The 25,562-nt window shown below is 72.5% G+C and carries 25 protein-coding genes; 10 read left to right on the top strand and 15 right to left on the bottom strand.

Annotation, left to right across the window (positions count from 1 at the left end; genetic code table 11):
* Positions 1 to 35: 35 nt before the first annotated feature.
* From CLT68_RS21955 to CLT68_RS21945, 3 genes are all read right to left on the bottom strand, one after another.
* Entirely contained in the window at positions 36 to 1,229 is a 1,194-nt protein-coding gene (locus tag CLT68_RS21955) for a GNAT family N-acetyltransferase (protein ID WP_199177113.1), read from the bottom strand.
* A gap of 73 nt (positions 1,230 to 1,302) precedes the next feature.
* Complete coding sequence (gene cydB, locus CLT68_RS21950) at positions 1,303 to 2,301, bottom strand: cytochrome d ubiquinol oxidase subunit II (RefSeq protein ID WP_099853575.1); 999 nt, start codon at positions 2,299 to 2,301, stop codon at positions 1,303 to 1,305.
* A gap of 14 nt (positions 2,302 to 2,315) precedes the next feature.
* Entirely contained in the window at positions 2,316 to 3,731 is a 1,416-nt protein-coding gene (locus CLT68_RS21945) for a cytochrome ubiquinol oxidase subunit I (RefSeq protein ID WP_099853573.1), read from the bottom strand.
* Between the two features lie 190 nt (positions 3,732 to 3,921).
* Between CLT68_RS21945 and CLT68_RS21940 the strand changes: the two genes are divergently transcribed.
* The 6 genes from CLT68_RS21940 to CLT68_RS21915 all read left to right on the top strand — a co-directional run bounded on the left by CLT68_RS21940 (position 3,922) and on the right by CLT68_RS21915 (position 9,406).
* Positions 3,922 to 4,695: a lysophospholipid acyltransferase family protein gene (locus tag CLT68_RS21940; protein WP_099853571.1), complete on the top strand. Its 774-nt coding sequence runs from the start codon at positions 3,922 to 3,924 to the stop codon at positions 4,693 to 4,695.
* Positions 4,696 to 4,770: 75 nt separating this feature from the next.
* Positions 4,771 to 5,346: a TetR/AcrR family transcriptional regulator gene (locus CLT68_RS21935; protein WP_099853568.1), complete on the top strand. Its 576-nt coding sequence runs from the start codon at positions 4,771 to 4,773 to the stop codon at positions 5,344 to 5,346.
* 59 nt (positions 5,347 to 5,405) lie between these two features.
* Positions 5,406 to 6,365: an SDR family NAD(P)-dependent oxidoreductase gene (locus CLT68_RS21930; protein ID WP_099853566.1), complete on the top strand. Its 960-nt coding sequence runs from the start codon at positions 5,406 to 5,408 to the stop codon at positions 6,363 to 6,365.
* A gap of 94 nt (positions 6,366 to 6,459) precedes the next feature.
* Complete coding sequence (locus CLT68_RS21925; RefSeq protein ID WP_099853565.1) at positions 6,460 to 7,227, top strand: glycerophosphodiester phosphodiesterase family protein; 768 nt, start codon at positions 6,460 to 6,462, stop codon at positions 7,225 to 7,227.
* A gap of 17 nt (positions 7,228 to 7,244) precedes the next feature.
* A complete protein-coding gene (locus tag CLT68_RS21920; RefSeq protein WP_099853563.1) occupies positions 7,245 to 8,636 on the top strand; it encodes an MFS transporter in 1,392 nt (463 codons plus the stop codon).
* A gap of 56 nt (positions 8,637 to 8,692) precedes the next feature.
* On the top strand, positions 8,693 to 9,406 hold the full coding sequence (locus tag CLT68_RS21915) for a thymidine kinase (protein ID WP_099853561.1): 714 nt from the start codon (positions 8,693 to 8,695) through the stop codon (positions 9,404 to 9,406).
* A gap of 52 nt (positions 9,407 to 9,458) precedes the next feature.
* Here the strand turns inward: CLT68_RS21915 and CLT68_RS21910 are convergent, their stop codons facing one another.
* Positions 9,459 to 10,307, bottom strand: a complete 849-nt coding sequence (locus CLT68_RS21910; RefSeq protein ID WP_099853559.1) for a hypothetical protein — start codon at positions 10,305 to 10,307, stop codon at positions 9,459 to 9,461.
* 200 nt (positions 10,308 to 10,507) lie between these two features.
* Between CLT68_RS21910 and CLT68_RS21905 the strand changes: the two genes are divergently transcribed.
* Positions 10,508 to 11,041: a calcium-binding protein gene (locus CLT68_RS21905; RefSeq protein ID WP_158240911.1), complete on the top strand. Its 534-nt coding sequence runs from the start codon at positions 10,508 to 10,510 to the stop codon at positions 11,039 to 11,041.
* On the opposite strand, the gene CLT68_RS21900 is transcribed toward CLT68_RS21905, so the two are convergent.
* The 3 genes from CLT68_RS21900 to CLT68_RS21890 form a co-directional block, all read right to left on the bottom strand.
* A complete protein-coding gene (locus CLT68_RS21900; RefSeq protein WP_099853556.1) occupies positions 11,029 to 14,136 on the bottom strand; it encodes a BTAD domain-containing putative transcriptional regulator in 3,108 nt (1,035 codons plus the stop codon). The two genes, CLT68_RS21905 and CLT68_RS21900, sit on opposite strands and share 13 nt — an antisense overlap.
* A gap of 125 nt (positions 14,137 to 14,261) precedes the next feature.
* Complete coding sequence (locus tag CLT68_RS21895; protein ID WP_099853555.1) at positions 14,262 to 15,464, bottom strand: low temperature requirement protein A; 1,203 nt, start codon at positions 15,462 to 15,464, stop codon at positions 14,262 to 14,264.
* Entirely contained in the window at positions 15,451 to 15,909 is a 459-nt protein-coding gene (locus CLT68_RS21890) for an Rv0361 family membrane protein (RefSeq protein WP_370453010.1), read from the bottom strand. The genes CLT68_RS21895 and CLT68_RS21890 overlap by 14 nt, the downstream gene beginning before the upstream one ends.
* Positions 15,910 to 16,055: 146 nt before the next feature.
* Here CLT68_RS21890 and CLT68_RS21885 point away from each other — a divergent pair, with 146 nt between their 5' ends.
* A complete protein-coding gene (locus CLT68_RS21885; protein WP_099853551.1) occupies positions 16,056 to 17,759 on the top strand; it encodes an acyl-CoA dehydrogenase family protein in 1,704 nt (567 codons plus the stop codon).
* Between the two features lie 38 nt (positions 17,760 to 17,797).
* Here the strand turns inward: CLT68_RS21885 and CLT68_RS21880 are convergent, their stop codons facing one another.
* Complete coding sequence (locus tag CLT68_RS21880) at positions 17,798 to 18,643, bottom strand: LLM class flavin-dependent oxidoreductase (RefSeq protein ID WP_099853549.1); 846 nt, start codon at positions 18,641 to 18,643, stop codon at positions 17,798 to 17,800.
* Between the two features lie 77 nt (positions 18,644 to 18,720).
* On the opposite strand from CLT68_RS21880, the gene CLT68_RS21875 reads away from it, so the two are divergent.
* The gene (locus CLT68_RS21875) at positions 18,721 to 19,092 is read left to right on the top strand and encodes a VOC family protein (RefSeq protein ID WP_099853547.1); all 372 of its coding nucleotides are present in this window, start codon (positions 18,721 to 18,723) and stop codon (positions 19,090 to 19,092) included.
* Between the two features lie 28 nt (positions 19,093 to 19,120).
* Here CLT68_RS21875 and CLT68_RS21870 read toward each other — a convergent pair whose 3' ends face one another.
* The 6 genes from CLT68_RS21870 to CLT68_RS21850 all read right to left on the bottom strand — a co-directional run bounded on the left by CLT68_RS21870 (position 19,121) and on the right by CLT68_RS21850 (position 24,339).
* Positions 19,121 to 20,119, bottom strand: a complete 999-nt coding sequence (locus CLT68_RS21870; RefSeq protein WP_099853545.1) for a tyrosine-type recombinase/integrase — start codon at positions 20,117 to 20,119, stop codon at positions 19,121 to 19,123.
* Between the two features lie 67 nt (positions 20,120 to 20,186).
* A complete protein-coding gene (locus tag CLT68_RS21865; RefSeq protein WP_088951751.1) occupies positions 20,187 to 20,612 on the bottom strand; it encodes an Hsp20/alpha crystallin family protein in 426 nt (141 codons plus the stop codon).
* Positions 20,613 to 20,714: 102 nt separating this feature from the next.
* Entirely contained in the window at positions 20,715 to 21,209 is a 495-nt protein-coding gene (locus CLT68_RS21860; protein ID WP_486482272.1) for a GNAT family N-acetyltransferase, read from the bottom strand.
* Between the two features lie 30 nt (positions 21,210 to 21,239).
* The gene (locus tag CLT68_RS33910) at positions 21,240 to 21,995 is read right to left on the bottom strand and encodes an ATP-binding cassette domain-containing protein (RefSeq protein ID WP_486482271.1); all 756 of its coding nucleotides are present in this window, start codon (positions 21,993 to 21,995) and stop codon (positions 21,240 to 21,242) included.
* Complete coding sequence (locus CLT68_RS33905) at positions 21,983 to 22,957, bottom strand: ATP-binding cassette domain-containing protein (RefSeq protein ID WP_486482270.1); 975 nt, start codon at positions 22,955 to 22,957, stop codon at positions 21,983 to 21,985. The genes CLT68_RS33910 and CLT68_RS33905 overlap by 13 nt, the downstream gene beginning before the upstream one ends.
* Before the next feature lie 263 nt (positions 22,958 to 23,220).
* Positions 23,221 to 24,339, bottom strand: a complete 1,119-nt coding sequence (locus CLT68_RS21850) for an FAD-dependent oxidoreductase (RefSeq protein WP_099853543.1) — start codon at positions 24,337 to 24,339, stop codon at positions 23,221 to 23,223.
* Positions 24,340 to 24,433: 94 nt separating this feature from the next.
* On the opposite strand from CLT68_RS21850, the gene CLT68_RS21845 reads away from it, so the two are divergent.
* Complete coding sequence (locus tag CLT68_RS21845; protein ID WP_486482269.1) at positions 24,434 to 25,090, top strand: TetR/AcrR family transcriptional regulator; 657 nt, start codon at positions 24,434 to 24,436, stop codon at positions 25,088 to 25,090.
* On the opposite strand, the gene CLT68_RS21840 is transcribed toward CLT68_RS21845, so the two are convergent.
* Complete coding sequence (locus CLT68_RS21840) at positions 25,087 to 25,500, bottom strand: DUF6069 family protein (RefSeq protein WP_099853539.1); 414 nt, start codon at positions 25,498 to 25,500, stop codon at positions 25,087 to 25,089. The genes CLT68_RS21845 and CLT68_RS21840 overlap by 4 nt on opposite strands.
* Positions 25,501 to 25,562 lie beyond the last annotated feature (62 nt).

Below are 25,562 nucleotides of genomic sequence, written 5' to 3'. Positions count from 1 at the left end.
TTCCCACTTCGGAGGCGGAAACCATCGGCCGCAGGTCAGAAGTAGTCGAGTAACTGCGCCGGCCCGCCAGCGTCGAGGAGGTCGAGCGCGGCCGGGTCGACACCCGCGCTGTGGTGCAGCAGCCCGGCCTGCGCGACCGCGCGGGCCCGCGCGGCGCCGGCGTAGAGCAGGGCGAAGCCGCGTACGTCCAACCGCAGGTCCGCCTCGCCGTCGACCCGGGTCAGCTCGGCGGCGCCGTCGGCGACGCTCAACCGCCAGGTGCCTGTGTTCCACTCGGCGAGGGTGTCGGTGAGGCCGAAATCGACGACGCCCCGGGTGTGGGCGGGCCACCCCCGTGCGCTTACCGCTCGGGCGACGTCGACCGGTCGGTGCATCCACAGGTCCCGCTCGTGGTCGCGGGCCGACTCCAGTGGCAGGTGAGGGCTGACCGCGTCGCCGTCGAGCGGGCACAGCCGCAGCGTCGGCGCGACACTGGCCCAACTGCCGAGCATCCCGACGAGCTCCCGCGCGGCCTCGGCGGTGACGGCCAGGGCCTCGTCGACGGTGAGCACCGAGTCGACGCCGTAGCCCGATCCCCGCTGCCAGGTGGCGTAGCCGACCAGGTCGCCGTCGTCCTCGACGAGGGTGAGACCGTCGCCGGCCAGGCCCCGGTCGGCGGCGAAGAAGTCGTACAGCTCACCCCGGCGGGTCAGCATGCCGTTGCGGTGGCGGGCGACCCGCTCGTACAGGTCGGCGACGGCGGGCAGGTCGGCCACCGCGCCGGCCCGCACGGTCAGGTCCGGGGAGGGCCGGTGCCGGGGCAGCGCGGCGGTGGCCAGATCGACGGTACGCAGCACACCGGCGGTCTCCCATCCGCAGGCCCGGTAGGGGGCGGCGACGGTCGGGTAGAGGGCGCTGACCGCCGCTCCCCGCTCGTGGGCCCCGCGCAGCAGACCAGTGAGCATGGCACGGCCGACGCCCCGGCCCCGGGCCTCGGGGGCGACCGCCACACCGGCGACGTCGGCGGCCGGCACCGCCCGGCCCGACCACCACTGGTCGTGGTGCAGGTCGACGGCCTTGCCGACGAGCCGACCGCTGTCGTCGAACGCGCCGTAGCGGCTCATGCCGGGCACCGCGACGGTGGTGCTGGCGGCTCGTTCCGAGGTGGCGCCGAACGCGACCCGTCCCAGCTCCCAGGCGGCGTCGAGGTCGTCGGTGGTGAGTTCACGTACGTGCACAGGCTCGGGCATCGGCACACCCTAGCGGGGCCCACTCCCGACGACCGCCGATTTTTCCGGCGGGCGGCGGCCCCGCGGCCGCCGGTCAGTGCTGCGGGATGTTGGCCACGCCGATGCGCTTGCGGAACACCCAGTAGGTCCAGCCCTGGTAGGCCAGCACGATCGGAGTGAAGATCACCGCCACCCAGGTCATGATCTTCAAGGTGTACGGGGTGGAGGCGGCGTTGGTGGCCGTCAGCGTGCCGGCCGCGTCCAGGGTGGACGGCAGCACGTTCGGGAACAACGCCGCGAACAGGGTCGCCACGGCCAAGCCGATCGCCACGGCGGTGCCGGCGAACGCCCAGCCCTCCCGGCGTACCCGGGCGGCGGCCAGACCACCGAGCAGGGCGAGGGCCGCGCCGACGGCGAGCACGACGGCCGCCGCGCTGGAGCGGATGCTCAGCGTCCAGGACAGGAACCCGACCGCGAGCACGGCGGCGCCGACGCCCAGGCGCACCGCGAGGGCGCCCGCGCGCTCCCGGATGTCACCGGTGGTCTTCAGGGCCAGGAACACCGCGCCGTGGGTGAGGAACAACGCCAGGGTGGTCGCGCCACCGAGCAGGGCGTACGGGTTGAGCAGGTCCACCAGGCCACCGACGTACTCGTGGTCGGCGTCCAGCGGCACCCCGCGCAGGATGTTGGCGAAGGCGACGCCCCACAGGATCGCCGGCAGCAGCGAGCCGACCACGATCGCGGTGTCCCAGCGGCGCTTCCAGGACGCCTCCGGGCGCTTGTGCCGGTATTCGAAGGCGACCCCCCGGGCGATCAGGGCCAGCAGGATCAGCAGCAGCGGCAGGTAGAAGCCGGAGAACAGGGTGGCGTACCACTCGGGGAACGCGGCGAACATGGCGCCACCGGCGGTGATCAGCCACACCTCGTTGCCGTCCCAGACCGGGCCGATGGTGTTGATCAGGACGCGGCGCTCACGGTCGTCGCGGCCCAGGACGGGCAGCAGCATGCCGACGCCGAAGTCGAAGCCCTCCAGGATGAAGTACCCGGTGAACAGCACGGCGACGAGGAGAAACCAGATGGTGGTCAGTTCCACGATGGGCTCCGGGATCAGTAGGCGAAGGCGAGCGGGCGCTCGGCGTCGTCGTGGGTGTCGTCGATGGGGTGCTCTTCGCTGACGTCGGGCACGCCGGCCTTGGCGTAGCGCAGCAGCAGCTTCACCTCGATCACGGCGAGCGTGGCGTAGATGAGCGTGAAGGCGGTGAACGAGGTGAGCACCTCGGCCAGCGAGACGCTGCGGGACACCCCGTTGCGGGTGAGCATCTCGCCGAAGACGATCCACGGCTGGCGGCCCATCTCGGTGAAGATCCAGCCGAAGGAGTTGGCCAGCAACGGCAGCACCGGCATGGCCAGCCCGGCGCGCAGCAGCCACTTGCTGCTCGGGGTGCGGCCCTTGCGCTGGCTCCAGAGCACCAGCAGGGCGATGGCCCCGGCGGCCATCCCGAAGGCGATCATGAAGCGGAAGCTCCAGTAGGTGACCGGGATGATCGGGGTGTAGCTGCCCGCGCCGTACTGGGTGGCGTACTGGGCCTGCAGGTCGTTGATGCCCTGCACGGTGCCGTTCGGGTCGCCGGTGCCCAGGTACGACAGCAGGTACGGGATCTTGAGGGCGAACACCTCGCGGCTGCCGTCGAGGCTGCCGATGGTGAGCACGGAGAACGAGGCGGGGCTCTCGGTGGTGTAGAGGCCCTCGGCGGCGGCCATCTTCATCGGCTGCACGTCCGTCATGATCTTGCCCTGGATGTCGCCGGTGAACAGCACGGCCGCGGAGGCGACCAGGACCACCCAGGAGCCGAACTTCGTGGCGAAGTGGTAGGCGCCGGTGTCGGCGGAGTCGCGGTTGCGGATCACGTGCCAGAGGCCGACCGCGACCACCAGCGACCCGGCGACCAGGAACGAGCCGGCCAGGGTGTGCGGGAAGGTGATCAGGGCGACCTTGTTGGTCAGCACGGCCGGGAAGTCGGTCAGCTCCGCGCGCCCGCTGTCGGGGTTGATGCGGTAGCCGACCGGGTTCTGCATGAACGAGTTCGCCGCGAGGATGAAGTACGCGGACAGGTTGGTGCCGATAGCGGCGGCCCAGATGCTGGCCAGGTGCGCCCGCTTGGGCAGCCGGTCCCAGCCGAAGATCCACAGGCCGATGAAGGTGGATTCGAGGAAGAACGCGACCAGCGCCTCGATGGCCAGGGGTGCGCCGAAGATGTCGCCGACGAAGCGGGAGTAGTCGCTCCAGTTCATGCCGAACTGGAACTCCTGCACGATGCCGGTGACCACGCCCATCGCGAAGTTGATCAGGAACAGCTTGCCGTAGAACTTGGTGAGCTTCAGGTAGCGCTCGTTGCCGGTGCGGTGCCACAACGTCTGCAGGATGGCCACCAGCACCGACAGACCGATGGTCAGTGGCACGAAGAGAAAGTGGTAGACGGTGGTGACACCGAATTGCCACCGGGCGACGTCCAACGCGTCCACCTGAAACCCCCAGCTGCTGTTCGTACTACGAGACGTAGTAAATACTACTGCTCGTCGTAGACGATTGGGCAGGGCCGGGCGGCCCGAACCGGCCCGGGACCAATGACCCTGATCACCCCGGACCACGGACCTAGGCAACCCGCCGACCCGCCCTCGCGACCACACCGGCGCGTGCGACGATGTCGCGCTGATGGACACCGCGCACTCCCCCTGGCAACCGCCGCTGATCTGGCGCGGCGCCCTCCTGCTGACCCAGGTCCTGGTCGGCCTGCTGGCCCGCCTCGAGGTCACCGGCGACGTCCCGGCGCACCTGCGTCGTGGCCCACTGGTGCTGGCCGCCAACCACATCAGCCCGTTCGACCCGGTCGTGATGGCCGCCGCCTGCCACACCCGGGGCATCGCCCCCCGGATCATGGCGACCGCCGGCCTGTTCCGCGCCCCGGTGCTCGGCGCCGCCATGCGCCACGCCGGGCACATCCGCGTCGACCGGGGCACCAGCGCCGTGCACCGGGCCCTCGACGATGCCGCCACCGCCGTCGCGCGCGGGTCGGTGATCCTCATCTACCCCGAGGGACGCATCGGCCTGGACCCCGGCATGTGGCCCGAACGCGGCAAGACCGGCACAGCCCGACTCGCGCTGGCCTGCGGCGCCCCGGTCATACCGGTCGCCCAGTGGGGCGCCCACGAGGTGCTGCCCTACCGGGCGCCCCGGGGCATGCTGCGCGGCATCGCCCACTCGCTGTGGCACCGCCCGGTGATCCGGGTGCACTTCGGCGCGCCCGTCGACCTCGGCGAGTCGAGCGACGCGAGCCCTGGCGCCGCCCGGCGGGCCACCGGTCGGATCATCGACGCGCTCACCGACACCCTCGCACCGCTGCGGCCCGACGAACCCGACCTGCCCCGACACGTCGACCCCGGTCGGCCCAGCGACTCGAGTCGCGCCCACCGCCCCAACGCGGGATGATCTTCCTTGCCGCACTCCGGGCTGATGGATTAGACAAACCTTCGATATTCGTCTAATGTGTCTAACGTGAGCAACATGGAGATGGACGTCGAAGACCCGAAGCGCGCTGCGGTCCTCGTGGCGGCGGTCGGGGTGTTCGGCCGCTACGGATTCCAGAAAACGTCGATGGAGGCCGTCGCCAAGGCGGCCGGCATTTCCCGACCGGGTCTGTACCTGATGTTCCCCAACAAGGAGCAGTTGTACCGCGCCACCATGCAGGGTGTCCTGGAGCGCGCCCAGCGGGCCATGGAGGTCCACCTCGCCGACCGCTCGCTGGGCTTCGACGAGGGAGTCGTGGCCGCGCTCGACGCGCTGATGGGCCCGTACATCGACACCCAGCTGGCCCGCGACCTCAACGAACTGCTGGAGAACAGCGAACCCCGGTTGGGCTCGATGTTCCACGACTACCAGGAGCGGGCCCGGGCGACGCTGAGCGCCCACATCGCCGCCCTCGCCCCACCCGGCCTGCTGCGCGCCGAGCTGACCGGACACGACGTGATGGATCTGCTCTTCTCCGCCGCCCTGACCTGGAAATCGACGTCGGCCACCAGGGACGACTTCCGCGACCGCATCCGGCGGAGCCTGCAGCTGATCCACCGACCCGCCGACTGACCCGCCGGGCACCGACCGTATCGCCTCACGCTGGTTCCCTGCGTCCAAGGAGTTCCGAAATGTCACGAATCATCACCCCGTACTCCGCCCGGTCGACCGCAGCCGACGTGATCGCCGGGGTCGATCTCACCGGCCGGCGGGCCGTGGTCACCGGCGGCGCGTCCGGCATCGGCCTGGAAACCGCCCGGGCCCTGGCCGACGCCGGCGCCGAAGTGACGTTGGCCGTGCGCGACATCGCCGCCGGTGAGCTCGCCGCCGCCGACATCACGGCGGGCGGGGCGCCCGGCAAGGTCCGAGTCGACCACCTCGACCTGGCCGACCGTGCCTCCATCGACGCCTTCCTCAGCGGGTGGACGGGCCCACTGCACATCCTGGTCAACAACGCCGGTGTCATGGCCCTGCCGGAGCTCACCCGGACCGCCGAGGGTTGGGAGACACAGTTCGCCATCAACCACCTCGGTCACGCCGAGCTGACCCTGGGTCTGCACCACGCACTCACCGCAGCGGGGGGCGCCCGGATAGTCGTCGTCAGCTCGTCGGCCCACCAGCAGTCCCCGGTCATCCTCGACGACATCCACTTCACCGCGCGCCGCTACGAGGCCTGGTCGGCGTACGGCCAGTCGAAGACCGCCACCATCCTCTTCACCGTCGCCCTGGCGAGCAGGTGGGCCGCCGACGGGATCACCGCCAACGCCCTGCACCCCGGTGGCATCATGACCAAGCTGCAACGACATCTCGACGACGCGCAGCTGCGCTGGGTCGGCGCCGTCGACGAGCAGGGCAACCGCCTCGACGTGCCACCGGGCTGGAAGACCCCGCAGCAGGGAGCGGCCACCTCGGTCCTGATGGCCGCCTCCCCCGCGGTCGACGGCGTGACCGGCCGCTACTTCGAGGACGCCAACGAGGCCACTGTCATCGCCGAGCCCGTCGACGGCAGGAGCGGAGTGCTCCCGTACGCCCTGGACGAGAAGAACGCCGACCTCCTCTGGGAGGAGACGCTCCGGCTCCTGCGGCGCTGACCGGCACGGCGGTGTCGCCCGGACAGCGGCGCGAGCGGGCGACAGACGCCGGCCGGCCACCCACCGGCCACCCGCCGAGGGCATACTGCGTCGCGTGTTGACCCGACCCGGCTACCTCGACGCGCCCGCGCCACTGGCGTTCGCCCACCGTGGCGGCGCCGCCGAGGGCGACGAGAACACCACCGAGGCGTTCGCCCGGGCCATCGGGCTCGGCTACCGGTACGTGGAGACCGACGTGCACGCCACCACGGACGGCGTCGCGGTGATCTTCCACGACCCGACGCTGCGCCGGGTCACCGGTGAGGCGGGGCGCATCGCCGAGATGAGCTGGGCCGACCTCGCCTCGGTACGCGTCGGCGGCGCTGCCGTCGTACCCCGGCTCGACGAAGTGCTCGGCGCCTGGCCGCAGGTCCGCTTCAACATCGACGTGAAGGCCGACAGCGGCGTCGCGCCGACGGTCGCCACCGTGACCCGGGCCGGCGCCGCCGACCGGGTGCTGCTGGCCTCGTTCAGCGACGCCCGCCTGACCCGGCTGCGCGCGCTCACCGAAGGGCGCGTCGCCACCAGCCTCGGCATGCGCGGGGTCGCCCGGCTGCGGCTCGCCTCCCTGCACGGACGCCCGCTGCGACTGCCCCCGTCGGTGGTCGCCGCGCAGGTGCCGCCACGCTACGGGCGGGTGCCGGTGGTGGACCGCCGGTTCCTCGACTACTGCCACCGGATCGGCCTGCAGGTGCACGTCTGGACGATCGACGAACCAGCCCAGATGCACGACTTACTGGATCGTGGCGTGGATGGCATCATGACCGATCACGTCGGCGTGCTGCGCGACGTCTACCGCAGCCGCGGCCACTGGGCCGCCTGACCATCGAAGGACGCCCGATGGCCGAGACCGTGACCCCCACGGTGGACGACACCCCGCCTCCGGCGAGCACCCGCCGGGAACGCAGGGGCTGGTACATCTACGACTGGGCCAACTCCGCGTTCCAGACCACCGTGATCACCGTGTTCCTCGGCCCGTTCCTGACCACCGTCGCCGAGTTGGCGGCCGGCTGCGAACTGGGCGCGGACTCCTGCGACGCCTCCGTCTACCCACTGGGCATCAAGATCGCCGCCGGGTCCTACTACCCGTACCTGATCTCGCTGTCGGTGTTCCTCACCGTGTTCGTGCTGCCGGTCATCGGCGCGATCGCCGACCGCTCGGCACACAAGAAGCGGCTGCTCGGCGGCGCCGCGTTCACCGGCGCCGGCGCCACCATCGCGATGGCCTTCGTCACCGGCGACCGCTACCTGCTCGGCGGGGCGCTCTTCCTGGTCGCCAACATCTCCTTCGGCGCCGCGATCGTGGTCTACAACTCGTTCCTGCCGCAGCTCGGCGGCCCCGACGAACGCGACGGCATCTCCAGTCGCGGCTGGGCGCTGGGCTACCTCGGCGGCGGCCTGCTGCTGGCCCTCAACCTCGTGGCGATCACCCTGCTCGATGAGGGCGACAACCCGCAACGCACCCTGGACCTGGCCCGCTGGTCGATCGTGTCCGCCGGCGTGTGGTGGGCGTTGTTCACCCTGGTGCCGCTGCGTTGGCTGCGCGAGCGCCCCAGCGTCGCGGCCCTGGCCAGCGGCGGCAACGTGCTCACCGACGGGTTCCGGCAACTCGCCCGCACCATGCGCGAGGTCAAGGCGTACCCGCTGACGCTGTACTTCCTGCTGGCTTTCCTGGTCTACAACGACGGCATCCAGACCGTCATCACCCTGGCCAGCCAGTACGGCACCGAAGAGCTGCGCCTGGAGCAGAGCACCCTGATCATCACGATCCTGCTGGTGCAGTTCCTCGCCTTCGGCGGCGCGTTGAGCCTGGGCGCGCTGGCCAAGCGCATCGGCGCCTGGAAGACCGTGCTGCTCAGCCTGGTGCTCTGGACCGGTGTGATCATCGCCGCGTTCCGGCTTCCCGCCGAGGCGCCGCTGCCGTTCATGGTCCTCGGGGCGGCCATCGGCCTGGTCCTCGGCGGCAGCCAGGCGCTGAGCCGGTCGCTGTTCAGCCAGCTCATTCCGGCTGGCAAGGAAGGCGAGTACTACGGCTTCTACGAGATCAGCGACAAGGGCACCAGTTGGCTCGGGCCGCTCGCCTTCGGCCTGGTGTTCCAGCTCACCTCCTCCTACCGGGTGGGCCTGGTCTCACTGCTGATCTTCTTCGTGGTCGGGTTCCTGCTCCTCGCGGCCGTGCCGATCCGCCGGGCCATCGTGGCCGCGGGCAACACGCCACCCCGGGTGCTCTGAGCACGCGTCCCGCGCCCGACAGATCAGAGGCGGTCGATCAGCTAGGCTGCCCGACCGTGACTGACGACGCCGCTGCCCCGACCTGCCTGGCCCACCCGTTCCCCGGCCAGCCGCACGCTCCGGCCGGGTGCGCGGCTGCGCGCGGGCTCGACGGGCGTCCGGTGCACGCGGCGGCGTTGAAGTTCTTCTGGGGGCCGATGGACTGCGGCAAGTCCACGATGGCGTTGCAGATGAACTACAACCACGCCCGGCAGGGCCGTCGGGGGCTGGTCACCACCCGCATCGACCGGTCGCTGGGCCCGCAGGTCACCACCCGCATCGGGCTGGCCCACGAGGCCATCGAGGTCACCGACGACCTGGACCTGCGGGCACTGGTCCGCGGCCGGTGGGCCGACGGCGTACGCGTGGACTACCTGATCTGCGACGAGGCGTGCTTCTACACGGTGGAGCACGTCGAGCAGATGGCCGAGCTGGTCGACAGCTACGACGTCGACGTGTTCGCGTTCGGCCTCGCCACCGACTTCCGGTCCTGCCTGTTCCCCGCCACGCAGCGGCTGTTCGAGCTGGCTGACGAGGTGGCCCGCATCCAGGTCGAGGTGCTCTGCTGGTGCGGCCGGGAAGGGTTGCTCAACGCCCGCGTCGTCGACGGACGGGTGGTTCGCGAGGGCGCCCAGGTCGTCATCGGCGACACCGTCGACACCGCCGACGTGCGCTACCAGGTGCTCTGCCGCCGGCACTACCGCTCGGGCGACCTCGGCCCCCGCGACTGAGACGTGGTGGCCGGCCGCCCCCGTGCTGGGGACGGCCGGCCGTGGGGGTGGATCAGCCCACGCAGACCTGCTGCGCCCTGAGGGTCCATGCCGCGGCGAACGGGACGATCTCCCGTCCGGTTGCCTCAGCGGTGTCCAGTGCCGGCTTGGGCAGCAACGTCGCCACCGAGCCGTCCCCGATGAGCCCTGTCAACACCGCGCCGACCCCGGCGGTCTGCGACCCCGCCGGACAGGCCGGCGTCGTCACGGACTTCGGCGAGTTCGCGTTGGACGCGCTCGTCGCCTCCGTCAACGCCATCGCCGGCAGTGGGGTGGCGCAGAACGCCTGGGTCTGCAACGTGAAGTTGCCCGGCGCCCCGAACACGTACGCGGTGCTCGACACCGAGCCGAGCGCCGAGGTGAACGCCAGCTCGTCGATCGCCACCGCGGCGTTGGCGTTGTCGATCCGGTACCCACCGCCGAAGGTCTTCTTGCCCGGCGGGCACACGGCGGTGATGCCCACCTTGTCGAGGGCGTTGTTCGCCGAGGTGGTGGTGACCAGTTGCAGGCCGGCCACCGCCCCGGCCGGGGCGCAGACCGCGAACGCGTCCACCGACCACGGCACGTTGGTGGCGTTGGCCTCCACACCGAGCACGGTGACCGTGTGCAGTGTCGCGTCGGCGTAGACCCGGGTCATCAGGACGTCACCCTGACCGTCGTTGATCCGCCCGCCGGCACCGACCACCTGGTCCAGGCCGTTGCACGAGATGGCCATCGTCTTGGCGTTCGTCGCGTCCAGGACGCTGGTCGCGGCGACCCGGTACAGGCCCACCGACGCCTGCGCCGGGGTCGTCGGTGCGAGCAGCGTCGTGGCCGCCGCCATGCCGGTCAGCACTGCCAGACCAGCCAGTTTCCGCTTCATTGGATTGTCCCTCCGCACTGCCTCGTCGACTGTCGACGACGGCGTTGGGACCAGACTCCGCACGGTCGTCAGGAGAGCGTCAGCAGCGCGGGTGCGGACGGCGTGCTGACGCCACGATGACGGGCGGCTGCGACAGTGCCGGTGACGTCAGCGCGGCGTCACCGGACTCCGGACGGGGTCCACGAACAGGAGGTTTCATCATGCGTACCCGAGTGGCGGCGGTGCTGGCCGCCCTCCTGCTCAGCGGCACACTGGTTGGCGTGGGCGGCGCCGCGGCGCAGGCCGACCCGGACGCGAACCCGTGCGCCACCACCGACGGCGACCCGATCATGGGCACCGAGGGCAACGACACCCTGTACGGCGGTGGCGGACCCGACGAGATCTACGGGCTCGGCGGCAACGACACCATCTACGGCGGCGGTGGCGTCGACACGATCCACGGCGGCGGTGGTGACGACACCATCTATGGTGAGGGCTGCGGGGACTTCATCGCCGGCGGCGCCGGCGCCGACCTGCTCGCCGGTCTCCAGGGCAACGACGTCCTCTCCGGCTCCCACGGCGCCGACCTGCTGATCGGGGTGGCGGGCGACACCGTCACGGGGCCCGGCGGTGACACCCTCGACGGTGGGCCCGGGGTGGACACCTGCGCGGAGGACGAGACGGCCGACCCCGGCGCGATCTTCTACGCGTACGTGCAAACCGACGCGGGCCAGGAGAACTTCTACGCCTGCTGACCAGCCCCTGCCCGCAGCACACCCGGGTCCGGGAGCGGTGCGTCGATCGTACGCATCGCCCCGGCCCACCTCTCGAACGAACGCCGGGCCTCCCCGTGCCGGCCGGCACCGACGAGTGTCCCGACCAGCGCCTGGTGCGCCCACTCGTCGTACGGGTCGGCGTCGAGCAGCCGGACCAGGGCAGTGGCGGCCCGGTCGGCGTCACCGTCGCCCCGGTACCGCCGGGCAAGGTCACGCAGTGCCCGCAACCACACCGCGCGGGCCTGTTCCCGCAGCCCGTCGGCCCAGTCCGCGTAGGGCTCGTCGGTGAAGGCGTCCCCCCGGTAGGCGGAGTCCACCTCGGCGAGCAGCTCGCGGGCCCGCGCCGGGTCACCGTCGCGGGCGAGGCGCTCGGCCCGCGGGACGGCGGTGAGCAGGTTCTCCGCGTCGACGACCACCCGGGTCAGGTCGACACGTACACCGGTCAGGTCGGCGCGGACGTACCGGTCGACGGGCCACCGGCGGGACGGGTCGAGCACGGCACGCACGGCGGACAGCAGCACCGACAGGCGGTGTGCGGTCCGCCGTGGCTCGTCGTCGGGCCAGAGCAGCTCGCACAGCTCCCCCCGCCCGACGGCACGACCGCGCCGGGCGACGAGGATCTTCAGCAGCGTGCGGGCCTGCCGGGACCGCCACGCCGGCAGCGGGACGTCCCGCCCACCGACGACGACCTCGAACCGGCCGAGCACCCGCACCTCGACGGTGTCCGCGTCGGCGGGCGTCTCGGCCAACGCCCGCCCGTCGACCGTCTCGATGCCGAGCGCCAGCAGCCGGTCGGCGGCCAGCCGCGCCGCCGACCGCTGCGCGGCGTCGGCGCCCGGGAGACGGCCCAGCCGGACGACTGTCTGTTCGGCGGCCGGTCCCGCACCCGCCGCCTGCCAGATCGCGCCGGCCTCCAGCAACGCGCTTCGACTCGTCTCCGGCTCGGCGGCGACCGCCGCGGTGAGTTCCAACGCCTCCGCCAACGCGTCGGCCTGCCGACCGGTGCGGGCCGCGGCGACCGCCTCGGCCGCCCGCCGCCGGGCCACACCCAGATCACCCCCGGCGTACGCCACCCAACCCGTCGCGACCAGCGCGCAGGACAGCAGGAACGCCGGTGCCAACCGGTGCGCCTCGTCGGCCGCGGCACGAGCGGCAGCGAGGTCGGCGCCCGTGCCCTCGCAGCGCAGCCGGGCCAGACCGGCCAACGCCGGAATGCGCACCTGGAGGTCCCCCACGTCACGGGCCAGCTCAGCGGCCTCAGCGAACGCTGCCAACGCCTCCTCCCGCCGGCCGAGGCGGCGACTGACCTCGGCCAGCCCGTAGACCCCGGCGGCAGCCCGGTTCAAACCCAACCGTTGTGATACCAGCTTGGACCGGGTGAAGTGCAGTGTCGCCTCGTCGTAGCGACCCAGGCGTACCAGCGCCTCGCCCGCGTTGTGCAGGGCGGTCACCAGCACTCCCGGCGGGCCGGCGAGTTCCGCCGCGCGCACCGCCCGTACGGCGGTGGCCAGCGCCGACGGGTACCGGGCCTCGCGCAGCAGGCAGTGCGCCTGGTTGACCAGGACCCGTGCCTGCTGGACCAGGTCACCCGCGCGTTCCGCCGCCGCCAGCGCCTCGGCCAGGTGCTCGTCGCGGCGGGTGCCGGACGAGGTCAGCGCGGCCGCGATGTGCGCCGCCGCCAACGGGGCGTCCTCGTTGAGCTGGTGTGCGGCGGCGAGCGCCCGGGCACCAGTGGCGACCGCGTCGTCGACCCGGCCGAGCTGGGCCAGGGTGCTGGCGCGACAGGCCAGCAGCAGCACGTCGTCGGGACCCGGTGGGGTGAGCGTCGGTGGTGCGCCCGCGCGGTCGAGCACCGCCAGGGCGCCGGCGTAGTCGGTCCGCAGGTACGGCACCATCGCCGCCCGCCAGAGCAGCCGGGCCGGCCAGCGGCGGTCCTGGTCGGCCCGGGCCAGCAGCGCGGCGAAGACCCTCGACGCCCAGGTCACCGAGCCGGACATCCGCAACGCGTCGCCGAAGATCAGTTGGAGGTCGGGGTTCTGCTCGGCCTGCGGCAACGCGCTGATCAGTTCGGTGACGTCCGGCGCACCACCACCGGCGAGCATGCCCTCGCCGTGGCTGGCGATCAGCTCCGCGCACCGACCGGTGTCGTCCGCGTCGTGCAGGGCTCGTGCCGCCGCCATCGGGTACGCGTTGGCGAGGTACCAGTCGGCGGCCGCGTACAGCCTGCGACGTGCCGAGGTGTCCGGCCGACCCGCCTGCTGGGCCAGCACCGCGGCGAGGACCCGGACCAGCTGCACCGTCGACGAGGTGTGGCCGACCCGACGGCGGGGGTGGGCGACCAGCAACCCGGTGCGGGTCGCCCAGCGCAGCGCCTGCGCGGTGACGTCGGCTGGCGTGTCGGCGTCGACGGCCACGCACAGCGGCGCGCTGATCGGATCGAGGTGGTGGACGCGACCGAGCAGAGTCGCCACCTGTGCGGGCAGGTCGGCGAGGATCTCGTCGCGGGCGAAGTGCCCACCGGCGGTGCCGGGCTCGGTCAGGGCCGCGAGCAGCTCCCGCCGGCCGACGCCCTGCCGGCCGAGGGCGTCGCCAGCGAGGTGCACCCACGCCGGCCAGCCGGCGGTCAACTCGTACACCAGGTAGGCCAGGTCGCTGTCGGGCACCGCGTGTTCGTCGCGCAGGATCCGGGCGACCGCGTCCCGGCCGAGGGCGAGGGTTTCCGGCCCGCGGTGCACGACGGGCCCGGCGCAGGCGCTCAGCGCCGCGTCGGCCAGGGGGTGTCGAGCGGCAAGCGTCACCGCTGGTTGACCCGGCAGCGCGCCCAACCACCGCACCAGGGCCAGCTGGTCGTCGCCGGTGAGCGCGGACACCTCGTCCACGGCGACCCGGGTCGGCGGTTGCGTGCCCGTTGGCGGGCTGGTGGTGTGCGTCGCCGCGTCGATCAGGTCCGTCGCCCGGTGACAGGCCGTCGGCTCGTCCCCTCCGACGGTCTCCAGGGCGGTGGTCTTGCCGTACCCGGCGGCGGCCACCAGCATCAGCCACCGTCGTGGCCGGGGTCGCTGCTCGGTTGCCATCGCGTCGCCTCCGCTCGTCCGAGCACCGCGGAAGGTCACCCGGAGGGCCGGTGACCCACGCTAACCACCCGGGGGCCCACCTGCGGTGACGTTGTCCGAGAACCGACGCAGTGCGACCGGGCGGGTCAGGACGGCTGCGGGACGCCTGGCCGTACGCGGAACCGGTCGGCCACGATGACAGCGACGGTCACCACCAACGCCAGCGTGGCGCACAGCGCGACGTTGGCCTCCAGTCCCACACACAACGGCACCAACGCGAGCAGGAGCACCACCGCCGCGATCCGGCTTGTCGGCAGGGTCCGCCACAGCACCGCCTTGTAGGCGGCGTGCCCGGCGAGGAACAACGCCGGGCCGCCCAGCGTGAACAGTGCGGCGGCCGGTGTGGCGGGAGCACCCGGTTCGCGCAGGAGCTGCTCGTCGCCCGCCGAGGTGACGATGATCCCGGCGACCATCACGGGGTGCAGGTAGTTGAACGCCAGCCGGCTCAACGCGCCGGTGCGCTCGCCGGCGCGGGCGATGACCTCCGCCGCCGCCGGGGCGGACCGGGCGAAGTACACCCACCACAGCGCCACCGAACCGGCGAACGCCAGCACGAACGCGCCGGACATCGTCAGGTCCAGGTGCTGCGCGAGTGTGCTCCCGGTGACCAGGATCGACTCACCCAGGGCGATGAGGATGAACGCCTGGCACCGCTCGGCCAGGTGCCCGCCCTCCACCATCCACCGCTCAGCGGGACTGCGGCCCAGACCGGGCACCGGGAACCCGGTCGAGAGGCCGATCACCTCGATCACGATCGCCGCCGCCCACAGCGCCTCCTGGAAAGCCCCGCCGACCACGGCGCCGACCGCCACGAGCGATGAGGTCACGGCGAACCATGGCAGCGCCTTCTGAAACCCGTCGACCAGCCACGGGTGGCCCTGCACCGCCCACAACGCGAACACGGTGCGGCCCACCTGCAGGGTCGCGTAGACGAGCGCGAAGACCAGCCCGGCGCCGGCGAACGCCTCGGGGATCGCCGCCGAGAGCAACAGGCTGCCCAGCATCAGCGCGATCAGCAGCGCCCGCACCGGCGCCTGGTCGGGTCGCAGCCAGTTCGTCCCCCAGGCGGTGTAGATCCACACCAACCAGACCAACGCCAGCAGCAACGCGGTACGCGCGGCGCCACGCCAGTCCGGGTGCGCGATCAGGTAGTGCGACAACTGAGTGATCGTGAAGATGAAGACCAGGTCGAAGAAGAGCTCCGTCGACGTGGTCGGCTCCACCCCCCGACGCTCGCGCAGCAACCACTGCCGCTTCGGCCGAACGGCCGGCGGCTCAGAAGGGGTCACCGCACACCCGCCAGTCGCCGCCCTCGCGGACCACCGGCAGGCGGCGTTCCTCGCTGAGCCCGCCGTCGCGGGTCAGCTTCACCGTCACCGTGCCCTGCGGTCGTCCGCTGCGGGTGGTGACGGACACGTCGGTGATCTCGTAGTCGGTGACCATCGGCGGCGTACGCACCCAACTGGTGAAGCCGATCGCGCTCCATCGGCTGCGCGCGTCCTCGCAGAGCCGGTCGTACGCCCTGTCGCTGTCGCCGAGACTCACCTCGTTGAGGAACCCGTCGGCGGTCTCCCGGATCGGGCCGGCGGCCTGACGGACGGTCTGCAGGTTCCAGGCGGCCAGCCCGGCCACCCCGACGCAGCACAGCGCCACCCCGAACCCGGCGAACGCCAACCCGGTGCGCATCGGGCGGCTGCGCCGGGCCGGTCGGCTCCACGACTGGCCGGCACCCACGACTACCGACCGTAGAGAACGTGGTCGCACCGAGGTACGACAAGTCGGAAACTGGGTCCCCCCGGTGAGTGGGTGTGCCCTGTTCGCGGCGACCACGGATCGTCTACCGTCGGCGCACACCCCCGAGCAGTGCCAGGAGCCGATCGATGAGCCGCTTCGTGCAGCCGGTACCACCCCCCGTCGACCCGTACGCCGGTGATGGCCTGCTGCGGTCCTGGCTGGAGCGTCACCTCGGCCCGGCCGGGCACGCCGCCGCCAAGGGCCGTCTCGCCGACCTGGCCGCGGACGTCGTCGGGCCGTTGCGCGCGGCGCACGCCGACGCGGAGGCGCACCCGCCGACGCTGGTCCGCTACGACCCGTGGGGCGCCCGGGTCGACCGGATCGACACCTCCGCCGGCTGGCAGGCGCAGCGGGCAGCCGCCGCCCGGCACGCCGTGGTCGCGCTGCCCTACCTGCCGGACGCGCGCGGCACCTGGGGTGCCGCCGCCCGGGTGGTGCAACACGCCCTGCTCCACCTGTACGGGCCGGAGTCCGCGACGTTCTCCTGCCCGGTGGCGATGGCCGACGGGGCTGCGGCGCTGCTCAGCCTGCCCGAGGTGGACAACGGGGTCCGCGACGCGTGGCTGCCCCGGCTGATCTCCACGGACCCGACCGTGGCGATCACCAGTGGGCAGTGGATGACCGAGTCGCAGGGCGGTTCCGACCTGGGCCGTTCCAGCACGATCGGCCGACCAGCGGTGGATGGTTCGTGGCGGCTGACCGGCGAGAAGTGGTTCTGCTCGGCCGCCGACGCGGCGATGGCGGTGGCGCTGGCCCGACCGGACGGCTCCGGGCGCGGCAGTCGGGTGCTCGCGCCGTTCCTGGTTCCCCGCTACGCGGTCGACTCCCCGCTGGCCCACGGGCTGGCGCCGGGCGCACCCGCACCGGGCGTCACCGTGCACCGCCTCAAGGACAAGCTCGGCACCCGGGCGCTGCCCACCGCCGAGATCGGTCTGCACGACGCGTACGCCGTGCCGCTGGGCGACCCGGCGGTGCCCGGCCTGGTCCGGGCGATGACCCTGGTCGTGGTGACCCGGGTGCACAACGCCGCAGCGGCGGCGGGCGGGATGAGACGCGGTCTGGCCTACGCCCGGGCGTATGCCGACGTGCGGCACGTCGCGGGCGGCGCGCTGTCGTCCTCGCCGCTGCACCGGGCCACCCTGGGCACCCTGGCGGTCGACGCGGCCGGAGCGTTCGCCCTGGCCGGGCACGCGTTCGCCCTGCTCGGGCGGGTTGAGGTCGGCGCCGACCCGGAGGCCGCGGCGGAGCTGCGGATCGTGGCGCCGCTGGCGAAGCTGGCCACCGGCCGGCTGGCGGTCAGCTCCGCCAGCGAGTATGTCGAGAGCTTCGGTGGGGCCGGCTACGTGGAGGACACGGGGGTGCCCCGGCTGCTGCGCGACGCGCAGGTGCTGCCGATCTGGGAGGGCACCACCAACGTGCTGTCGCTGGACGTGCTGCGCGCGCTGACCCGGGAGGACGCCGGCGCGCCGCTGCTGGCCCGGCTCGCCGCCGCCGTCGACCTGGCCCGCCCGTTGTCGCCGGTGCTGGCCGACACCCTGGCCGGCGCAGCCGCACAGCTGGGCGACACCATCACCTCGGTGACCGCCGACCCGGGCTCACCGACGGTGCTCGCCGGCGCGCGTGGCCTGGCACTGCGCCTGGCGTACGCGCTGACCACCGCGTTGCTCGTCGAGCACGCCGCGTGGGGCGACGAGCAGGCGGCACTGGCCGCCCGGCTGTGGGCGCGTCGCTGGTTGCGGCACGAGGAGATCGCCGAGGACGCCCACCACCACCTGGATCTGCTCTGCTGAACGCCCGACGACCCGTGGTCGCCGCATCCTGACCCGTGTCAGCGCAGGGGCCCGCGGGCGACGGCGGCGCGCATGGCCGCCGGATCGCCGACCGGGACGAACTCCAGCCACCAGGTGGCGCCGGCCGCGGCGAGGTCTTCGAGGTACGCCCGTTCGGCGCGTTCGTCGGGTCGGCGGCGCCGGCCGCCGATCGCCACGTCGAACGGCTGGCCGTCGGCGCGGGTCGGTGGCAGGGCGTTCACCAGCTCGCCTACCTCGTCCGGGGTGAAGTCGGACCATGTGTCGGTGTCGGTGAGCTTGTACGGAACGATGCCGTCGGCGCGGGCCGCGCGGCGACGCACCGCTGCGGCCTGGGTGCTGCCGCCGACCCAGACGGGAACCCGGGGTGCCTGCACCGGCGCCGGTCGCAGCGCCACCCCGTCGGCGCGGTAGTGGGTGCCCTGGTGGTCGACCCGCTCACCGCTGAGCAGCCCGGTCAGCAGGTCGAGGCCCTCGTCGAGCATCGCGGCGCGCACCGACACCTCGGTCTGCTCGCCGAACGCGGCCAGCCCTCGGTCGCCGGGGTCTCCGACGCCGACCGCCACCGTGGCGCGCCCGGCACTGAGGTGGTCGAGGGTGAGGACCTCACGCGCCAGCTTCGCCGGGCGGCGCCGGGGCAGCGCGGTGACCGTGGTGCCCAACCGCACCCGCCCGGTGCGTCCGGCGATCGCGGCGAGCACCAGCCACGGGTCGTAGGTGGACGGCTCGTCCCCGCTGTAGTGGATGAGGTAGTCCTCCAGGAACACGCCGTCCCAACCGGCGTGTTCGGCCAGCTCACCCAGCTCCACCAGAGCGGACACCGGGATGGCGGCGCCACCGCAGGAGATCTCCAGGCCATGTCTCATCCGTCGACCGTAGGACGGGGGTCTGACGCGTGTGTCGGTCGCGCGGGCTTGTCGGGCCCCGGCGGCATACTGCTGGCGTGACAGCCTCTGCGGACCTCGCCATGGTCAACCTCGACAGTTCCGACCCCGCCGGCCACGCCGCTTTCTACCACCAGGCGCTCGGCTGGGAGATCACCCACAGCCAACCCGAGTACGCGATGATCAGCTCCGGTGGTGTCTCCATCGGCTTCGGGTTGGTCGAGGGTTACCGTCCGCCGTCCTGGCCGGACCCGTCGGGCGACAAGCGCTACCACCTGGACCTGTACGTCGACGACCTCGCCACGGCGGAGGAGACGTTCGTCGCGGCGGGCGCCTCGAAGCCGGACTTCCAGCCCGGCGGCGAGCGGTGGGTGGTGCTTCTCGACCCGATCGGGCAGCCTTTCTGCATCTGCCCCCGACCGCAGAGCTGAGCGGCACGCCGGGGGCGGCTGCTGCGGCTCAGTTGCTCCGACGGGATCGCGCCGCCCACACCACGTAGGCCGGGTCACGGTCGAGGTTGTGCCGGTCCCGGTCGTAGCGGCGGGTGGTGCGTGGGTCGGCGTGCCCCATCGCGTCCTGCACGTCCTCCAGCGGCACGCCCTCCGAGCGGGCGGTGGTGGCGAAGGCGTGCCGCAGGGAGTGTGGGGACAGCTTCGCCCAGGCCGGGATGCCGGCGGCCCGGGCGAGCCGGCGGACCATCCGGAACACCGAGTGCCGGTCCAGCCGGGCACCGCTGGCGGTGACCAGCAGCGGCCCGGTCAGTTGTGTCACCGGCACACCGGTGGCGGCGGCCCGCTGGGCCAGGTAGGCGTCCACGGCGTACCCGCTGCCGGGGGTGAGGGCCCGACGGCGTTGCTTGCCGCCCTTGCCGACGAAACGCACGCTGCGATGTCCGCGTTCGGTGCCGAGGTCGGTCAGATCCAGCGAGATCAGCTCCCCGACGCGCAGGCCCAGATCGGCGAGGAGAGCGATCGCCGCCCGGTTGCGCAGGGCGGTCGCGCCCGTGTCCGCGTCGGCGGCGCCGAGCAGAGCGTCCACCTCCTCGGGGGTGAGCCCGAGAGTGGCGGAGTGGTCCCGGTCGACGCGAGGCCGGTCCGCCCCGGCGACCGGGTTGGCCGGCACCGCGCCCAGCTTCACCAGGAAGTCGTACCAACTGGACAGCGCGGAGAGCCGTCGCGCCACGGTCGCCGGGGTCAGCGGCCGGCCGCTGCGGGCGGCGACTGTGGACTCCAACGCCCGGGCATACTCGTTGACGTGCAGGAACGTGGCCCGCAGCGGGTCCAGGTCCCGGCCGGCGCACCAGGTGAGCCAGCCGGTGACGTCGCGCCGGTACGCGTCGCGGGTGTGCTCGGACAACCGCCGGTTACGCAGCCACGCCTCGGTGACTTCGACCGGCCCACTCGGCAGCGCGGGTGGCGCGGACGGGCGGGCCAGCACCGGAGCGTCGGAGAACACCATGTGAAAAAGGTTCTCAGCTTCGGGTGGGATCGGCGTGCAGGCGCGCCGATCCCACCCGACACCATGATCAGGCGTTGATCTGTCGACGCCCGTCGCCGTTGGCGGTGATGGTCACCCGGCGCGGCTTGGCACGCTCGGCGACGGGGATGCGCAGCGTCAGGACCCCGTGCTCGTAGCCGGCTTCCAGCTTGTCGGTGTCCAGGGTGTCGCCGAGGAACAGCTGCCGGGTGAACGTGCCCATCGGACGTTCGGCTGCCACCAGCTCGACGCCGTCACCGGAGGGTCGGCGACGTTCGGCCCGGACGGTGAGCACGTTGCGCTCGACGGTGCAGTCGATGGTGTCGGGGTCGACGCCGGGCAGGTCGAACGCCGCGTAGAAGTGGTCGCCGTCGCGGTAGGCGTCAAGGTGCATCATCGCGGGACGGGCCGCCGTACCGAAGAACTGCTCGGCGAGCCGGTCGATCTCGCGGAACGGGTCGGTACGCATCAACATGGTCATGCCTCCTCGGTTCTCCTGGCCGAAGGTGATGAGTTGAGCCGGGGTGACTCAACTTCCTCTTCTTATTTAGCGCATCCGCCGGCGAGCGTCAACCGCTCAACCCAGTCGCTTCTCGAACCAGTGCTCGGCGTAGGGGCCGTGCGAGTACGCCGGAATCTCGACGTAGCCGTGCCGGGCGTACAGGGCGCGGGCCTCGACCAGGTCGGCGCGGGTGTCCAGCCGTATCGCCTGCGCTCCGGCCGCCCGTGCGTGTTGCTCGACGGCGGTCAGCAACGCGGCACCCCCACCGGCGCCACGATGCGCGGGTCGGACGAACACCCGGGTCAGTTCGGCCCAGCCCGAGTGCCAGCGCAGCCCGGCGCACCCGGCCAGGTCGGTGCCGTGGTGGGCGAGCAGCAGCAACCCGCTCGCGTTGGTCAGGTCGTCGCTGGGCATCTCCGCGAGCGCCTCGTCGACCTCGCCGGGCAGGGAGGGGCGGCGGTGGTAGCGCACCACCATCTCGGTCATGTACTCGCGCAGCAGCAGCACCGCGTCGGGCTGGTCGGGTCGGCTGACGCTGGTCGTCCAGGTTGCTCGGGCGGTGATGGTCACCAGTCGATCATCACCGCCCGGTCAACGGCATTATCCGGGTCGGTGCTCCTGCTCCCGGTCCGTCGCGCGGGTTCGCGCCCCCGGCGTCGGCGAGTCTCCGACGCGCAGACGTGGCCAGTCGGCCAGGTCCCGCAGCAGTTGTCGATCGTGCGTCGCGACGACGACGGCGGCACCCGTGTCACGGATCGCCGCGGTCAGCTCGTCGGCCAGGGCCGACGACAGGTGGTTCGTCGGCTCGTCGAGCAGGATCAGCGTGGGCCGACCGGCCAGCGCGAGCGCCAGGTCGAGGCGGCGTTGCTGCCCCTGCGACATCCGCCCGACGGGCGTGCGCCTTGCGGCGGAGTCCAGCAGCCCCAGCGATCCGAGCGACACGGCGTCGTGGTCGGTGAGCGCCCCGCCGGCCACCAGCCGCCCCACGTGCCGGGCGTACACCTCGTCGGCGGTACGGCCTGCGTCCTGGCCGGCGGTCTCCTGGGTGACCCAGGCGACGCGGGCCTCCGTCGCCGTCCAGACGTGCCCGGCGGTGGGTTCGAGCGCGCCGGCCAGCACCGCGAGCAGTGTGGACTTCCCGGCACCGTTCGGACCGGTGACGAGCAGCCGGTCGCCGCCGTCGATGGTGAGGTCCACCGGTCCGGCGAGCCGCCCGTCGACGGCGACGCCCCGCGCGCGTACCTGCGGCGCGCCCGGCCGTGCGCCCAGTTCAGGCAACCGCATCGTCGGTGGCGGTGTCGGCACGTCGATCCGGTACGCCTGGAGCGCCTCCTGCTGCCGGTTCAGGGCCTGCACGACGCCCGGAGCGCGGGACTGACGCTGGTGCTTACCGGTCCCCTTGTCCGGCCGCCAGCCGGTGGAGAGCCGGTCGCGGGCCTTCGACACCGCGTCCTGCAGTCGTCGGTGCTCGGCCTGCTGCTGCTCGTGGTCCTGCTCCCAGTGCTCCTGCTCGCGGGACCGCGCGTCCTGCCAGGCGTCGTAACCGCCGGCGTAGAGGCGCGGCTTCCCGTCACGGGTCGGGTCGGGTCGAGGTCGAGGAACCGGTCGGCGACGTCGCGTAGCAGCGCCCGGTCGTGGCTGACGATCGCGAGGCCGCCGTCGTGCTCGCGCAGCCGGCGGGTCAGGAAGTCCAGGCCGTCGGCGTCGAGGTGGTTGGTCGGTTCGTCGAGGAGCAGCACGTCGTGCCGTGCGCCCAGCAGGCACGCCAACCGCACCCGGTAGCGCTGGCCGACCGACAGCGTCGCGAGGGGACGGTCGCGGTCCGGGCAGGCGCCGAGGGCCTCGAGTGCGATGTCGACCCGGCGTTCGGCGTCCCACGCGTCGAGCCGGGTGGCGGCGTCGAGCGCGGCGGCGTAGCGGTCCTCGGCACTCCCATCGCCCTCGGCGAGGGCGCGGGCCGCCTCGTCGAGCGCGGCGAGGGCCGCGAGCGACGCGGCCAGCGCTTCGGACGTCAGGGTGCCGACGGTCTCGCCGTCCCGCGCGGACAGTTCCTGGCGGGCCAGGCCGATCGTGCCGGACCGCTGGACAGCGCCGTCGTCCGGAGTGATCAGCCCGGCGAGGACGTGCAGCAGGGTCGTCTTGCCGCGACCGTTCTCGCCGACGACTGCCACCCGCGATCGGGCGGAGACGGTGAGCGAGACGTCGGTCAGGACGCGACGGGACCCGCGGCTCACGGTGACGCCGACGGCGCGTACGTGTGCACTGCCCCCCGCCTCGACGGGCAGGGACATGGTTTCGGGGTTCGGGGTGAGGTTCAACGGTGCTCCGCAGCTCGCGATGGAGCCGGGCAGCAGTCAAGGGCCGCCCGGCGGGACCCGGGACGGCGAGCGCGAACTCAGCAGGGAGAAGTGCGCCGCCGTCAGCGGGCGGAGCGCACCTTCTGCGACCAGATACCTCGTGCCATGACGGCGATGCTAGCAGCGTCGACGCACCGCCTCGCGGGGATTTCGCCCACCCCGCGCTCCCGGTCGAGGCTGCGTAACGCGCCGTGGAGAGCTGCTGGTGCTGGTGCTCTCGGCGGTCAGGATGGCTGGACCTGGTCGAAGAGGGCGAGGGCTTCGGCCGGGTCCGGGCTCACGAGGCGTTCCAGACCCTCCGTCGTGATCGTCGCCCACCTGCTGGCCCGTGCCCACATTCGTTCCTCGAAGGCGCGAACGGCCTCGTCCAGATCTTCAGGGTCGGCAGCGATGGACTCCGCGAGCTCGGCACCGTCGAGCATCGCGAGGTTCGCGCCCGCCCCCAACGGTGGCATCAGGTGGGCGGCGTCGCCCAGCAGCGTCACCCCGCGGACGTGGGCCCAGGTGTGAGACACGGGCAGGACGTAGAAGGGGCGGTGGACGAAGGCGGTGCCGTGGCCGAGCAGGTCGAGGACGGGAAGGGCCCAGCCGTCGAACAGAGCCAGAATGCCCGATCGCGCGGCCTCGACGTCGGACAGGTCCAGTTCGGCGTGCCAGTCCAGCGGCGCGCGGAGCTTGACGTACACCTTGACGTGACCGCCGCTGTTGCGCTGGGCGACGAGAGATCGGTTCACGCCGTACACGGCCACCGAACCGTCGCCGATCAACTGGGCGAGGTCAGGGTGGCGGGTGTCGACGTCGTCGAGGGAGGTCTCGACCGAGGTGACGCCGGTGTACTGCGGCGTCACCGGCGAGACCGCCGGGCGGACCCGGGACCAGGCGCCGTCCGCGCCCACCACGAGGTCGAACGTCTCCTGCTCCCCGTCCGCGTAACGAACCAGTACGCCATCCTCGGTCCCCGGCACCACCTGCACGACCTCTCGACCCCACTGCACGTCGAGGGAGCCGAGCAGCAGATCACGGAGTTGCCCGCGATCGATCTCCGGATTGGCCTGCTCATCCGGAGAGGGTCGCCAGTCCCGCAGAACGGTCCCCGCAGCGTCCAGGATGCGCATGGCCTGCCCCTCCGGGCGAGACAGCGCCTGGAACTCTGCCAGCAGCCCCGCCTTGTCCAGTGCCAGCTGGCCCAGTCCTTCGTGCAGGTCCAGAGCGCCGCCCGGGGGGCGTGCGTCCGGGGTGGGATCGCGTTCGAGGACGGCGACGGGGTGGCCGTGGCGGTGCAGGACACGGGCGAAGGTGAGGCCTGCGGGGCCACCCCCAACCACGGCGATACGGTGTCTCATGGCGATACACTGTATTTCACTCGTACGATGCACAGCAACAGAACGGTGGTGACCATTGACTGTGTGGGACCGGCCCGAGCCGTCGAATGCTCCCGTGCCGCTCGACCGCGAGCGGATCGTCGCCGCCGCCATCGCGCTGGCCGACGAGGGCGGGCTGGAGGCGGTGTCGTTGCGCAAGGTCGCCGCCCGACTGAACGCCGGCCCGATGCGACTGTACGGGTACATCTCCACCAAGCAGGAGCTGTTCGACCTCATGGTGGACGAGGTCCACGCCGAGATTCTCCCCGCAGAGCAGCCCGGTGACTGGCGAGAGGCGCTGCGCGTCCTCGCCCACCGCACCAGGCAGGCCGCTCTGCGCCACGTTTGGCTGGCCGACCTGCTCGGCGGCCGTCCGACCCTGGGCCCGAACGGCATGGCCGTGACCGAGGCCAAGCTGGCCGCCCTCGACGGCTTCGCCGACATCGACACCGTTCTGCGCGCCGTGGAAACCGTCAGCTCCTACCTCACCGGCGCGATCAGGCGCGAGATCGCGAACCTGCGGGCCGAGCGCGTCACAGGCCTGTCCAAACGCGAATGGCAGCGCGCCTCCGGCCCGCACCTGACGAAAATGCTGGCCACGGGCCGCTTCCCGGCGCTGACCAGGGCCGTGCACGACGGCACAGACGTGGACGCCGAAACATCCTTCGCGACGGGCCTGGACTGGGTCCTCGACGCCGTGGCCGCCAAACTCACCCGACCGCCGGCCGTTTAGCGGCGAGGGCGGGGCAGCAGGGCGATCAGCGCGACCGCCACGGCCACGTGTGTCGCACCGAGGGTCAGCTTGGCACCGCCGGTGGCCTCGACACCAACCAGGGGGACGAGGGACAGCAGGGTCACCGCGACGGCCAGCGAGATCCAGACCGGCCGGGCGGCCCGTGGGGCGAACCGCTCCAGCAGGGCCAACGCGGCCCAGCCGAGCAGGGCAGCGCCCAGGGCGACCACGAAGATCGCGCCCGCACCGATGACCGTGGCGGGCTGACCCGGACTCTCGACGGTGTAGTCGACCCCGGCCAGCGCACCGATCGACCAGATGCCCAGGCAGGCCACGACGGCGACGCCGACAGCGAGGGCGCGGCGGCGCAGGGTCGAGGTGGTGGGGGTCGTGACGGCGGCAGCACTCATGACGGCTCCTCGTTCAGGGGAAACGAACGAGTACGACCGTAACAAATAGTCTTGTTCGGAAC

Source organism: Micromonospora sp. CNZ299 (assembly GCF_002754415.1).
This window is presented reverse-complemented; position numbering and strand designations above follow the sequence as displayed.

Bases quoted from the DNA above. Each gene is read 5' to 3' on its own strand.
- CLT68_RS21885 (WP_099853551.1), top strand. From the start codon at position 16,056: ATGAGCCGCTTCGTGCAGCCGGTACCACCCCCCGTCGACCCGTACGCC.
- CLT68_RS21920 (WP_099853563.1), top strand. From the start codon at position 7,245: ATGGCCGAGACCGTGACCCCCACGGTGGACGACACCCCGCCTCCGGCG.
- CLT68_RS21880 (WP_099853549.1), bottom strand. From the start codon at position 18,643: ATGAGACATGGCCTGGAGATCTCCTGCGGTGGCGCCGCCATCCCGGTG.
- CLT68_RS21910 (WP_099853559.1), bottom strand. From the start codon at position 10,307: ATGAAGCGGAAACTGGCTGGTCTGGCAGTGCTGACCGGCATGGCGGCG.
- CLT68_RS21955 (WP_199177113.1), bottom strand. From the start codon at position 1,229: ATGCCCGAGCCTGTGCACGTACGTGAACTCACCACCGACGACCTCGAC.
- CLT68_RS21850 (WP_099853543.1), bottom strand. From the start codon at position 24,339: ATGAGACACCGTATCGCCGTGGTTGGGGGTGGCCCCGCAGGCCTCACC.
- CLT68_RS21905 (WP_158240911.1), top strand. From the start codon at position 10,508: ATGCGTACCCGAGTGGCGGCGGTGCTGGCCGCCCTCCTGCTCAGCGGC.
- CLT68_RS21900 (WP_099853556.1), bottom strand. From the start codon at position 14,136: ATGGCAACCGAGCAGCGACCCCGGCCACGACGGTGGCTGATGCTGGTG.
- CLT68_RS21935 (WP_099853568.1), top strand. From the start codon at position 4,771: ATGGAGATGGACGTCGAAGACCCGAAGCGCGCTGCGGTCCTCGTGGCG.
- CLT68_RS21840 (WP_099853539.1), bottom strand. From the start codon at position 25,500: ATGAGTGCTGCCGCCGTCACGACCCCCACCACCTCGACCCTGCGCCGC.
- CLT68_RS21865 (WP_088951751.1), bottom strand. From the start codon at position 20,612: ATGTTGATGCGTACCGACCCGTTCCGCGAGATCGACCGGCTCGCCGAG.
- CLT68_RS21930 (WP_099853566.1), top strand. From the start codon at position 5,406: ATGTCACGAATCATCACCCCGTACTCCGCCCGGTCGACCGCAGCCGAC.
- CLT68_RS21870 (WP_099853545.1), bottom strand. From the start codon at position 20,119: ATGGTGTTCTCCGACGCTCCGGTGCTGGCCCGCCCGTCCGCGCCACCC.
- CLT68_RS21940 (WP_099853571.1), top strand. From the start codon at position 3,922: ATGGACACCGCGCACTCCCCCTGGCAACCGCCGCTGATCTGGCGCGGC.